Origin of the sequence: Thalassotalea sediminis, assembly GCF_030295915.1 — a bacterium.
GTDB lineage: Bacteria > Pseudomonadota > Gammaproteobacteria > Enterobacterales > Alteromonadaceae > Thalassotalea_C > Thalassotalea_C sediminis.
On sequence record NZ_AP027361.1, the window covers coordinates 587453 to 599689 of the forward strand.

Below are 12237 nucleotides of genomic sequence, written 5' to 3' on the forward strand. Positions count from 1 at the left end.
TTTTCATTAGTGCTCATTAATCAATAAGCTAACAAGAAGCGAAATTATGCGTTTTTCAAGGCAGCGAAACATTTATCGGCAGCAATAAGTGTTTTCGCAATATCTTCATCTGAATGTGCCGTAGATAAAAAGCTCGCTTCAAAAGCAGAAGGGGCAAGGTAAACACCTTCATCGAGCATTAAATGATAAAAACGTTTAAATAATTCACCGTCGCATGCCGTTGCTTGCGCATAACTTGTGACTTGTGTTTCTTCGGTAAAAAAGAATCCAAACATTGCACCAACATAGTTAATAGACAACGAAATACCATGCTTGTCAGCCGCTGCTTTAAAACCTTTAGCAAGTGTTTCTGTTTTTATACTAAGTACAGCGTGCTTATCACCATCACATAATTCATTTAGAGATGCTAAACCTGCAGCCATGGCTAGTGGATTTCCTGATAATGTACCTGCTTGATATACCGGGCCAACCGGCGCAATAAAGTTCATGATTTCTTTTTTACCACCGAAAGCGCCAACGGGCATGCCACCGCCAATGACCTTACCTAAGGTGGTTAAATCTGGTGTAACATTATAGTAGGCCTGTGCACCACCTAATGCAACGCGAAATCCGGTCATAACCTCATCAAAAATAAGCACCGATTTGTATTGATCACAAACCTCGCGTAATCCTTCTAAAAATCCAGGTATTGGTGGTATGCAATTCATGTTGCCAGCAACAGGTTCTACAATGATACAAGCGATTTGATCGCCAATATCGTTGAACACCTGCTTTACTTGCTCAATATCATTAAAATTAACGGTAATTGTATGCTTAGCAAAGTCTTCTGGTATGCCAGGTGAATTAGGTACACCCATGGTCAAAGCGCCAGAACCAGCTTTAACTAACAATGAGTCGGCATGACCGTGGTAGCAACCTTCAAATTTTAGAATTTTATCTCTGCCGGTATAGCCTCTTGCTAAACGAATTGCACTCATGGTTGCTTCCGTACCGGAGCTTACCATGCGCAGCATTTCCATCGAAGGAACCACGGCTTTTACTTTTTGCGCCATGATAATTTCAATTTCAGTTGGCGCGCCAAAGCTTAATCCATTTTCTGCTGCTTCAATGACTGCTTTTTTTATTGCAGGATGATTATGGCCAAGGATCATTGGCCCCCAAGAACCAACATAATCAATATATTCTTTGTCATTGGCGTCATACATATATGCGCCGTTTGCATGTTCAATAAAACAAGGTGTTCCACCTACGCCATTAAAAGCTCGTACTGGAGAATTAACGCCACCAGGAATGATTTGTTTTGCTTGTTCGAATAATTGTTCTGATTTATTCATTTAAAGTCCTTAACCGGTTTTATTGGTAAACCATGTTATTGGTTTTTCGTATTTGGTTAGTGAGTTTTCAACGCCTAGGGTTAATGCAAAAAGCGCCATACGTACCAGTACGCCATTTTGTGCTTGTCTGAAAATAGCTAGGTTATCGAGATCATTAAGATCTGTATCTAATTCATTTGCTTCAGGTCTAGAATCTCTAGGTAAAGGATGCATGATTACGGTGTGAGCCTGACAATATTGTTGATAAACATCTCTATTAAGGCTGAAATGCCCGCGATATAAGTCAGCTTCACCTTGACTTGCAAAGCGTTCTTGCTGAATACGCGTCTGGTATATCACATCACAGGCCAAGTTACCCTCTACTTTATCGGTAAGGATCACTTTATGACCAGCATTTTCCAGTGTAGCGATAACGTTATCGGGCATTTGTAAAGCATCTGGAGCGATCATTGTTACGGTAATATTGTTGTACAAGCTGAGAAGCTTAGATAAAGAATGCACGGTACGACCATGCTTTAAATCACCCATTAAGGCAATATGTAAACCATCTAGTGTTCTGCCATGCGGTTTCATTTCAGATTCAATGGTAAATAAATCTAACAATGCTTGTGTAGGATGTTCATTGGCACCGTCACCACCATTAATAACAGGTACACTACTACCGGTCGCAAACTCGCTCACAGAGTGCATTTTAGGGTGCCGCATCGCGATAACATCTGAATAGCCACTAATAACACGGGCAGTATCAAATAATGATTCTCCTTTACTGAGAGACGAGTTTTCTTGCCCAACCGTTTCTCTAACAAAGCCACCAAGTAAGTTGAACGCAGTACCAAAACTCACACGGGTTCTAGTGCTTGGCTCAAAAAATAAATTGTTGAGAATTGCACCGTCCAAAACACAACATCTTTTTTGACGCATTGCATATGGCGCCATTTGTGCTGAAACAGACAAAATTCTCGAGATAGCCTCACGATCAAATTGTGAAACTGAAAGGATATGGCTGCCTTCAAAGGTCATCATAGTCTTTCCTAAATAATGAAAGGGTGCTTAATTCATGCTATTGAATAATGTCTTAAACACGCTGAAAAAATCGGGCGAAATATACCATATTCCGCCGTTATTGAGAACGCATATTCAACAAATTGTTATGCGAAATTTACACAATATTAGCCAACACTTGGCTTTACATATGCGAGTATGACTACCGCAAATAAAATGAGAACTGGTATTTCATTAAATATACGATAAAAGCGACCGCTTCTAGTATTTTTATCATGTTTAAATAAATATAAAAGACGAAAACAGTAACCGTGATAGGCAAGCAGTACTAGCACTAAAGTCACCTTAATATGCAGCCAAATAGCGGTGTTAAACCATGCTATGCCATAGGAATATATGAGCAATAAGCCAAAGGTAACGGTTAATAGCGCAAATGGGGTAATAAAGTATAGTAACCGTTTTTCCATACCTTTTAATTGTTCAATAACATTGCTATCGGTGGCTTCAGCATGGTTTACAAAAAGTCTTGGTAAATAAAAAATTCCTGCAAACCACGCAACCATAAAACTGACATGAAGTGCTTTTAGCCAAAGTATTGTCATAATCGTGTATTTCCTTCTAATAAAAAGCGTCTTATTTGAGCAAAAGATAAAATACCCAACACTTTACTTTTATCCTGTTGATAAATATAAACCGCACCTCTACGTGCATCGCTCAACGCGGCATATGCTTCGGCGAGTGTTGCTCGGCTTTCAATCGCAACTAACGTGTGATTATCAAATGATTGAACATCGTTATCTTCAGACACCCGTGCTTGATGCCATATAAAGGATGCTGGATCATCTACCGATTGAGAGATCAGTAATGTATTACCCTCACTTAATAAATATCGTTCGGTCAGCAGTTTCACATTATCGCTTTCTACTAGTTCAAATTGCGAATTCATTGCCGCGAGTACGCCAATTCGTTGTAACGATTTTTCGATAGGCGGCTGTCGATATAGTAGGTTTTGGACTTCTAACTGCATAACAAAAACACTGCGGTTCTTGAAAAACTGTCCGGAGGAGACACAAGCAGTTGAGATAACTAGCATCGCTGGCACAATAACCTCAAGTTGCCCTGAAAGTTCAACTACCGCTAATAGTGCGGCTAACGGTGCATTGAGCGTTGCGGCCATAAAGCCGGCCATGCCCATTAAGGCATAATCTGTTGGTAAATTATCGCCGGGAATAAAGGTCACAATAGTTTCAGCTGCAACTACGCCCGAAATTGCGCCAATAACTAATATTGGTCCAACGACCCCCCCTGGAATGCCTAAACCAAGTGCCGTTATCGTCATTACGAGTTTGGCGAATAGTAGTAATAGCACGAATGTCATGGGTTGAGAAAACTCAGTGCTAAATTGGCTAAATTGAATTTCAGTGCTTATTGCGGCTGGGATTAAAGCACTAAAAAATGCGGTGATGAGTGCAGCAACGAGTAATCGTTTTTTAAGGGAGTATTTATTGGCGAATTGTATGAGCGTTGTTAAATTTTTATTAAAGATAAAAGCGAGTATGCCCAATGTAATGCCAAATACTACAAGTATTGGATAATGAATGGCGGTTAATTCAATTTTGTCAAAAAACTCATATTGATGGGCGGGGCCATAGACACCGTGAGTGATCATAGAACCAACAAGAGCCGCGATCATAATAGGAATAAAGATATAGACCTTATACTCTCGCAATATCACTTCCATTACAAAAATAACGGCTGCAACGGGGGTGTTAAAACTGGCAGAAATCCCAGCAGCGATTCCGCACGCACACAAGGTTCTTACCGTATTAAAAGGTAAACCTAGCTTATTGCCGATATAGCTACTACAAGCTGCTCCCAAATGAACAGCGGGCCCTTCTCTACCGACTGAAAAACCGCTCGCGATTGCTAAAGTACTACCAAAAAATTGATTTAACGTATTGCGCAGTGGCATAACACCATAAGCGACTTTCAATCGATGTAAAACAAAAGGAATGCCTGTCCGTAAATACTGATAGCCGGTAATAGTAGCGATTATTAATATAACTAATGCACCAATAATTGGTAATAGCATACGACTTACGACGTCAGACTTGATATAATTGTCGACCAGGAGTTGGTATAAGCTTTGTAATTCTTTGATACTAAAAGTAAAAAGTATCACTATCGCTGCTGCAGCGATACCGCCAATCGCGGCAAGTAAACAAAGCTGCCAAGACGTCTTGGGTTGAGCAAGATGTTTTTTTAGCGCTAAGTTATTCATCATATTATGAAGCTTGTCGTCGGTTATTATTGTTGTATTTCATTGGTATCATAATACTTTTCATATGAGTTGGTTAGCAAAATTAAATTTAAATAGTATTGTCGAGCGCTTGGGGACTTTCCGCTCGTCGCTGTTATTGATTGCCTTAATCGTGACATGCTTTTTTTGTGGGTACCGAATTGGTAACTTTTTCCATGGCTTTCAACAAACCACGCTTCATCAAATGCAACAACGCTTAGATCATTTGTATCAACAGCAAGAAGAGCATATTCGCCGCATAAATACACTGGAAGTTGAGTTAGAAGTTGAACGTCTTGCCAATCAAAAGTCACAAAACCTGTTAACTGAAATAGAACAGCAACACTTCAAGGTTAAAACTGAGTTAGCTTTTTATGAAAAAGTAATGGCGCCAGAAAAACAAGCAGATGGACTTGTTATTGATAAATTGACGCTCTCAAGCACGGCGAGTCCAAGACACTATCGCTTTCAGGTCGTTTTAGTTCAACAGAAAGTGAGAAAACGCTTTGCTAAAGGGCATATAAAATTAGTATTGCACGGCAGTTTAAAAGATAAGCCTGTAAAGTTAGAATTGAGCAAGATTTCTGAAATAACAAAAAAACAGTTAGGTTTTAGTTTTCAGTACTTCCAGATTATTGAGGGAGAGCTTACTTTGCCTGAGCACTTTTCACCTGATCAAATTGAGTTGTCGGCAGTTATGCCAAAAAGTAAATGGCAAGCCTACCAACGAATCGATCAAAGCTATTCTTGGGCAGATGTTGTTCAAACCCCCAAACAAACTACGTCGCTAATACTTGACTAAATTAGTCAAGTTTACGATAATTCCAGCATATTAGAGTGAGAGTTGAAGTTTATGTCAAACCCAGAAGTACCGATTAAATTTACTGATGCCGCTGCGAGTAAAGTGTTGGCTTTGATCACTGAAGAGGAAAACCCAAACCTGAAGTTACGTGTATATGTTACAGGCGGAGGTTGTTCAGGTTTTCAATATGGTTTTACTTTTGATGAAAAGGTCAACGAAGGTGATATGACGATAGTAAAACAAGGTGTCACTATGGTTGTTGATCCGATGAGTTTGCAGTATTTAGTTGATGGTGAAGTAGATTATACTGAAGGCCTAGAAGGCAGTCGTTTTCTTGTCAACAACCCAAATGCGACAACAACTTGTGGTTGTGGTTCGTCGTTTTCTATGTAGTAAGTAATCTCCTCAGTTTTCGTCAATTATGCGCAAGGTATATCATTTACTCCTTGCGCGATTAATATCTCCCAGTTTTCCCCCTTACTGATGTAACATCAATTCGGTTAAGTCAGTCATTGCTTTAAAAAGGTACGTGTAAACGTGTTTAATATTGTATGTCTCAGGAGCGAGTAACAAACGTTTAGGCGCTCGAATCTTTGCGTGGTTGTAAACAAGTAAAGTGTGCTAGTGTAATGTGCAGATAAAATAGCAATAATAATGGGATTTAAAATGATACGACTAAAAAAGCATAGTGTTGTTAAAGTGTTGCTGTTGTGCAGTGGTTTACTTTCTACTTCACTAGCATATTCAAACACCCTGACAAAAGTACAACAAGAAAATATGGCAGCGTTGCGCGATACAGCAAAAGACTCTGCTCTTTCTTATCAGATTGTCGAATCATTGACGACAGAAGTAGGTCACCGATTGATGGGCTCAGAAGGCGATAAAAAATCGATTAAATGGGCGGTAGATAAAATGCAATCTCTCGGGTTTGATAAGGTTTGGACTGAAGAAGTTACTGGTACTTTTTGGCGCAGGGGAAAGGCATCTGCTGCTATTTTAACTCCATACCCGCAACCGTTAGTAGCGATTGCCTTGGGTGGTTCGATAGGTACTGGAGAACAAGGTATTCAAGCTGAAGTTGCTCATTTTGAGTCGTTAGCTGAATTAAAAGCAGCGCCAGACAACAGTTTAGCGGGAAAAATTGCATTTGTGTCTTACCGTATGGAGCGTCACCTTGATGGCCATGGATATGGTGAAGCCGTGGGTACGCGTGTTGGGGGGGCAAATATTGCGGCTAAAAAAGGCGCGTCAGCGCTTATTATGCGCTCCGTAGGCACAGACAGCAATCGTATCGCTCACACTGGTATTATGCGTTATCAAGATGATGTAAAAAAAATACCTGCAGCGGCAATTTCTAATCCTGATGCTGACATGTTAATCAATCAGTTAAAGCGTAAAAAAGCGGTGACCATGACTCTGACGTTAACGTCGTCTACTGATGATAAAATTGTAGCTAAGTCTGCTAATGTGATTGGTGAAATTACAGGTAGTAAGTTTCCTGATGAAATTGTAGCGATAGGCGCGCATTTAGATAGTTGGGATGTCGGTACAGGTGCTGTTGATGATGGTATGGGCGTTGGCATTGTGATGGCAGCGGCTCATCATATTAATCAATTACCGAACAAGCCAAACCGTACTATTCGGGTTATTTTATTTGCTGCTGAAGAAGTTGGTTTACTTGGGGCTCGTCAATACTTGGTTGATCATAAAGATGAAATGGACAAACATGTCTTGGGGGCAGAGTGGGATTTCGGTACTGGTAATATTTATAAAGTAACCTCTGGCGTCGGTGAAAAATCGATGCCTGCTGTTAAAGAGTTTGCCCACTATTTAACGCCACTAGGTGTAGAGTTGTCATTAGAAAACAATGCTAAAGCGCAATCTGATATGAGCTTATTGAGTGAGGCTGGTATGTCAAGTATGAATTTTGCACCGGATGGTTCAACGTATTTTGATTATCATCATACGGAAAATGATACGCTCGATAAAGTTGACCCATTAGTGATGAAACAAGCAACTGCAGTTTATACATTATTTAGCTATTTTGCCGCTAATAGTACGGTTAATTTTAGGCATTAGCCTTCAATTAACAATTCCTCGATGATCTTATTCATGTCTAAATTAAGATCATCGGGTCTAACGCCTTTGACGATAAAGTCTTCTGATTTTGCGAGATCAATATATTTGGTTTCTATAAAATGGTGGTGCTTTGCACTATAAAATGCTTTGACTTTAGGACTTATTAAATCTTCAGGTTGAATTTCTTCCACTATCGCTATTTTACCTGAATTTAACTCAACTAAAGAGCCAACCGGGTAAACTCCCATGCATTGAATAAACTGTGCAACCAGTTTGCTATCTAAATGTTCTTGTTCAGCGAGATTTTTTAAAATAGAAAATGCTTTATTATGCGTATAGCCTTGCTTGTAACAGCGTGAGGCGGTTAACGCATCAAAAATATCGCAGATAGCAATCATGCGACCATGCAGTGAAATATGATCGCCAGGAATATTATAAGGGTAACCTTGGCCATTTAGCTTTTCATGATGCAGGGCTGCAACCTCTAGGCTAAGCGCGGATATGCCCGGCGTGTTTTGAATGATATCGATCGAGTGGTTTACGTGTGACTTCATAATGATGAACTCATCTTCCGTCAACTTTCCTGGTTTATTAAGTACTTCTTCAGGTACCAGTATTTTGCCTACATCATGCAAAAACGCCCCAATAGCAAGTTGTTGTATAATCGTCTTTTCCAAATTGAGATACTTGGCAAAAATGGTAATCAGTATAGAAACTGAAATTGAATGCTCAAGTAAGTATTCATCTTTATTCCTAATATTGATTACATTGGCAAGTGCATTTGAATTTTTAAAAATTTCATCAATTGCTCTATCCGTGATCTCTGTAATAGGGCTTAAATCTAAAGGTCTACCCTGAGTAGCGTCTTTAAACACTTTCTTTTGTATCTCTTTAGCCACTGCAAAGATATCTTTTGCATCACGTATTTGATCAGATAATGATTTATCTTCTTTGCTTGATAGTGGTTGTGTCAGGGTTTTGTCAGTATCAATTACGACACGTTGTACGCCTTTAGCAATAAGGTTATTTATTACACGATCATTTTTTATATTACCTGCATTTGTTAAGGTGTACTTTGCAGATTGTTTTGTTATTTCGACAACGTAATCACCAATTTTCAACTCAGATACGTTTAACTCTTTTAGCATTAATGTTTTCCTAGTTAACTGATTTTTATAGATAAGTAATAAAACCTTAGCGACAATTAAAAGGTATTTTAAATACGCTCATCAACGTGTTAAAAAACGATGTATTTACATGATACGTTAACCAAACTTTAATAGAGAAGCATGAAAATTAAGCATAGCATTTGTCATAAATTTTGACACCTTAGCCATATTGAAGTGCAAATAAATGTCATATTTGTCGTCAAAATAATTTCTCATAACTGGTATTAAACTTGCTAATTATTTTGTAAAGTTTATTACCTATCGTGTGAGAATGCTTAGGAGTATTGGGTTTTTAGCGCGAAATACTTCATCTTTTCGCCGTTTGGTCGATAATAGAGTTATGGCGAGTAAAGGCCGAAAATAGTAGGGTTATTATGTTGCGTTTATTTTTCAGTATTTTATTTTTTTACATGGTAATGATGCCTTCTCAGGCTGCGACGATAAAAGCAGTTCAAGTATATACCGATGATATTCTTTTAGATTTAATTAAAGAAAACAAGCATTTAAGTCAAGTGGTGCTCGATGAATGTCAACTAGTGCAAGATATAGAAGCACGCGCCACAATTGCAGCAAAACCGTCATTTCAATTTCTGTGGGGGGATATGCTAGCTTATGGTGTTTGTGTGAAAAAGGATATTCCTTTGGGATTACACTACATGAGAGAGGCAGCTGATCAAGGCTTGCCAGAAGCACTTGAACAATTAGGTCGCTATTATCATATTGGAAAATTTATGCAGCCAGATATTAGAGAGGCAATTATTTACCTCAAAGAAGCGGCAAGTTTACATAACCTTAAAGCACAAATTCGACTTGCAGAAATATATAATAATGGTCAAGGTAGCCCTTTAGATTTTCCAGAGTTGTATGCGCAGTTACATCATTCCGTAACGGATGATAAAAAAACTCATAAAAAGATCACCAATTTACTGAGCAAATTAGCCACTAAAATGCCAGAACGCATTGTTGACAGAGCAAAGCAAGGTAAGTACTAGTCTACGTTAAGCGCCAAGTTATTAGGTTATCAATAATGATGTAGCATAGAATGACGTGGCGTAAACAAAGGCTCCGTTGTAAAGAAAAAAGTGGACAAAAATTGACGTCTTATTGGATAAATAAGATATAATAAAAGTGTCAGTTCACTAATGAAGAATAAGTATTATTAAAGATTCACCGCACAAAAAAGAGCAACAACATTATGATTTTCCGGTAGCAAGCCGTGAAGAGTTGTTATCTGTCATTGAAAAAGCCAATATCCCACCAACATTCAAAGCCCTTTGTAAAAAGTTGAATTATCAACGTGATGAGCATTTACTGGGTTTAAAACGTCGCTTAAGGGCGATGGAAAAAGAAGGACAGCTTATCTTTAACAAGTTTAAGCAATACGCGATTCCGCCCAAAAGTAGCTTGCTTACTGGAAAAGTTTGCGGCCATAGAGATGGGTATGGCTTTTTTACGCCTGATGTGCCGGCAGGAGAAAAACCTTCAAAAGATTTGTTTATTTCATCACACGAAATGCAAAGGGTTATTCATGGCGATATTGTTGAAGCGATTATCGTTGATAGAACCGACCGTAAAGGTCGGCAAGAAGTTAAAATTATTGATGTCATTGAACCAAGAAAACACGCCATTGTTGGACGCTTTTTTGTTGAACATAATATATTGTTTGTTGTACCAGAAGATTCGAAAATAAAACAAGATATATTGATAGATCCTAACGAAAGAGCCGGTGCAAGACATGGTCAAATGGTCGTTGTCGAGCTTATTCAGCGTCCAAGTAAGCGTAATAATGCAGTTGGTCGTATAATAGAGGTGCTTGGCGATTATATGGCGCCGGGTATGGAAATTGATATCGCGCTTCGTGAACACGATCTACCTTATGAATGGCCAGCAAGTGTTATAGAGCAAGTTAGTCAAATTAATGATGAAGTTGACGAGCCTGCTAAAGCGTCTAGAAAAGATCTGCGACATCTACCTCTTGTTACCATTGATGGTGAAGATGCGCGTGATTTTGATGATGCGGTATATTGCCAACAAGAGCCGTCAGGTGGTTGGCGATTATGGGTGGCAATTGCTGATGTAAGTTATTATGTGCGGCCAGGTACGCCACTAGACGACGAAGCAATTTCGCGAGGAAATTCAGTTTACTTTCCTAGCCAAGTTATCCCAATGTTACCCGAAAAACTTTCCAATGGCTTATGTTCATTAAACCCAGATGTTGATCGATTAGCGATGGTTTGTGAAATGACCATAGATAAACAAGGCCAATTGCTAGAGAGTGATTTTTATCCTGCGGTTATAAAGTCTCATGCTCGTTTTACCTATACGAAAGTAGCGGCAATTTTAGAGGGAGATGCAACACTTCGAGCAGAATATGCAAATCGCGTATCTGAACTTGAAACATTGAATCAACTATACTTAGCCCTAAAAATTGCTCGTGAAAATCGAGGTGCGATTGCATTTGAAACACAAGAAACACGTTTTGTGTTTAACGAAAGCCGTAAAATTGAATCAATAGAAGCGTTAGTTAGAAACGATGCACATAAAATTATCGAAGAATGTATGATTTTAGCGAACGTCGCTACTGCAACGTTTGTACTATCACATCAAAAACATGGGCTTTATCGTGTCCATGATAAGCCTAACGATGAAAAATTTGTCCACTTCGTAAACTATCTTGCCGAACTCGGCATAAACATGTCATTAAAAGGCGCGATGGAAGAAGGGCCTGAACCTTCTGATTATAGCGCTATTTTAGCATCAATCGAGGGACGGCCAGAGCAAGAGCTTATTCAAACCATGCTTTTGCGCTCAATGAGGCAAGCTGTTTATCAGCATGATAATATCGGTCATTTCGGTTTAGCATTAGAAGCCTATAGTCATTTTACTTCGCCAATTCGTCGTTATCCTGATTTGATTATTCATCGCGTTATTAAAGGAATTCTGCAAGAACAAGCGTCTTCGGATGCGAATGATGGTCACCACCTTTATACCGAAGCTCAGATAACTGAATTAGGTGAACATTGTTCTATGACAGAGCGTAGAGCCGATGATGCAACGCGAGATGTCGCTGACTGGTTGAAATGTGAGTTCATGCAAGATCACGTAGGAGATACTTTTACTGGGGTGATTTCTACCGTGACAAATTTTGGCTTATTTGTTCGATTGCATAAACTTCATATTGAGGGGCTAGTGCATATTACCTCCCTAGGACATGATTTTTACCATTTTGATGATGCCAGAATGTGCTTAACGGGAGAGAAAACAGGTAATAATTTTCATGTTGGCGACGAACTAGAAGTGCAGGTCGCTGCGGTTAATTTAGATGAAAAGAAAATTGATTTAGTGCTAGTAGACACGCTACACCAAACGCCTAGAAAGCCAGTAAATAAAAAGACAGGTAAAGGTAGCCCGAAGCGGAAGTTACAGAAAAATGCAGAAAAAAGCGAGCGTGGTGGTAAGCGAAAACCAAAAGGCAATGTCAAAAAAACTAAAGCACATAAAAATAAGAAGTCTCGTCCAGGTAAGAATGCGAGAAGGAAGGTTAAAGGGTAA

At 39.1% G+C, this 12237-nt stretch carries 10 protein-coding genes; 5 read left to right on the top strand and 5 right to left on the bottom strand.

The window, feature by feature from the left end; genetic code table 11:
• Positions 1-44: 44 nt before the first annotated feature.
• The 4 genes from hemL to QUE09_RS02700 all read right to left on the bottom strand — a co-directional run bounded on the left by hemL (position 45) and on the right by QUE09_RS02700 (position 4620).
• Positions 45-1334 (bottom strand): glutamate-1-semialdehyde 2,1-aminomutase, encoded by a 1290-nt coding sequence (gene hemL, locus QUE09_RS02685; protein ID WP_286234661.1) that lies wholly within the window; start codon positions 1332-1334, stop codon positions 45-47.
• Between the two features lie 9 nt (positions 1335-1343).
• Positions 1344-2357: an aspartate carbamoyltransferase gene (locus QUE09_RS02690; RefSeq protein WP_286234662.1), complete on the bottom strand. Its 1014-nt coding sequence runs from the start codon at positions 2355-2357 to the stop codon at positions 1344-1346.
• Between the two features lie 146 nt (positions 2358-2503).
• The gene (locus QUE09_RS02695; protein WP_434017506.1) at positions 2504-2941 is read right to left on the bottom strand and encodes a CopD family protein; all 438 of its coding nucleotides are present in this window, start codon (positions 2939-2941) and stop codon (positions 2504-2506) included.
• Positions 2935-4620, bottom strand: a complete 1686-nt coding sequence (locus QUE09_RS02700) for a chloride channel protein (protein WP_286234664.1) — start codon at positions 4618-4620, stop codon at positions 2935-2937. The genes QUE09_RS02695 and QUE09_RS02700 overlap by 7 nt, the downstream gene beginning before the upstream one ends.
• Positions 4621-4681: 61 nt before the next feature.
• Between QUE09_RS02700 and QUE09_RS02705 the strand changes: the two genes are divergently transcribed.
• The 3 genes from QUE09_RS02705 (at position 4682) to QUE09_RS02715 (ending at position 7516) form a co-directional block, all read left to right on the top strand.
• Positions 4682-5437: a DUF6776 family protein gene (locus QUE09_RS02705; RefSeq protein WP_286234665.1), complete on the top strand. Its 756-nt coding sequence runs from the start codon at positions 4682-4684 to the stop codon at positions 5435-5437.
• A 51-nt stretch (positions 5438-5488) separates the two neighbouring features.
• Positions 5489-5830, top strand: coding sequence for an iron-sulfur cluster insertion protein ErpA (erpA, locus tag QUE09_RS02710; protein ID WP_286234666.1), 342 nt, complete (start codon positions 5489-5491; stop codon positions 5828-5830).
• 273 nt (positions 5831-6103) lie between these two features.
• Positions 6104-7516, top strand: a complete 1413-nt coding sequence (locus QUE09_RS02715; RefSeq protein WP_286234667.1) for a M20/M25/M40 family metallo-hydrolase — start codon at positions 6104-6106, stop codon at positions 7514-7516.
• Here the strand turns inward: QUE09_RS02715 and QUE09_RS02720 are convergent.
• Positions 7513-8664 carry a cyclic di-GMP phosphodiesterase gene (locus QUE09_RS02720; protein ID WP_286234668.1) on the bottom strand — a complete coding sequence of 384 codons (1152 nt, stop codon included), beginning with the start codon at positions 8662-8664 and terminating at the stop codon, positions 7513-7515. The genes QUE09_RS02715 and QUE09_RS02720 overlap by 4 nt on opposite strands.
• A gap of 395 nt (positions 8665-9059) precedes the next feature.
• On the opposite strand from QUE09_RS02720, the gene QUE09_RS02725 reads away from it, so the two are divergent.
• Both QUE09_RS02725 and rnr read left to right on the top strand, forming a co-directional pair.
• Positions 9060-9677, top strand: a complete 618-nt coding sequence (locus QUE09_RS02725; RefSeq protein ID WP_286234669.1) for a tetratricopeptide repeat protein — start codon at positions 9060-9062, stop codon at positions 9675-9677.
• Positions 9678-9843: 166 nt separating this feature from the next.
• On the top strand, positions 9844-12237 hold the full coding sequence (gene rnr, locus QUE09_RS02730; protein WP_286235870.1) for a ribonuclease R: 2394 nt from the start codon (positions 9844-9846) through the stop codon (positions 12235-12237).

Coding starts and splice junctions, on each gene's coding strand:
- QUE09_RS02715 (WP_286234667.1), top strand. CDS start 6,104: ATGATACGACTAAAAAAGCATAGTGTTGTTAAAGTGTTGCTGTTGTGC.
- erpA (WP_286234666.1), top strand. CDS start 5,489: ATGTCAAACCCAGAAGTACCGATTAAATTTACTGATGCCGCTGCGAGT.
- QUE09_RS02700 (WP_286234664.1), bottom strand. CDS start 4,620: ATGATGAATAACTTAGCGCTAAAAAAACATCTTGCTCAACCCAAGACG.
- QUE09_RS02690 (WP_286234662.1), bottom strand. CDS start 2,357: ATGATGACCTTTGAAGGCAGCCATATCCTTTCAGTTTCACAATTTGAT.
- QUE09_RS02725 (WP_286234669.1), top strand. CDS start 9,060: ATGTTGCGTTTATTTTTCAGTATTTTATTTTTTTACATGGTAATGATG.
- QUE09_RS02705 (WP_286234665.1), top strand. CDS start 4,682: ATGAGTTGGTTAGCAAAATTAAATTTAAATAGTATTGTCGAGCGCTTG.
- QUE09_RS02720 (WP_286234668.1), bottom strand. CDS start 8,664: ATGCTAAAAGAGTTAAACGTATCTGAGTTGAAAATTGGTGATTACGTT.
- hemL (WP_286234661.1), bottom strand. CDS start 1,334: ATGAATAAATCAGAACAATTATTCGAACAAGCAAAACAAATCATTCCT.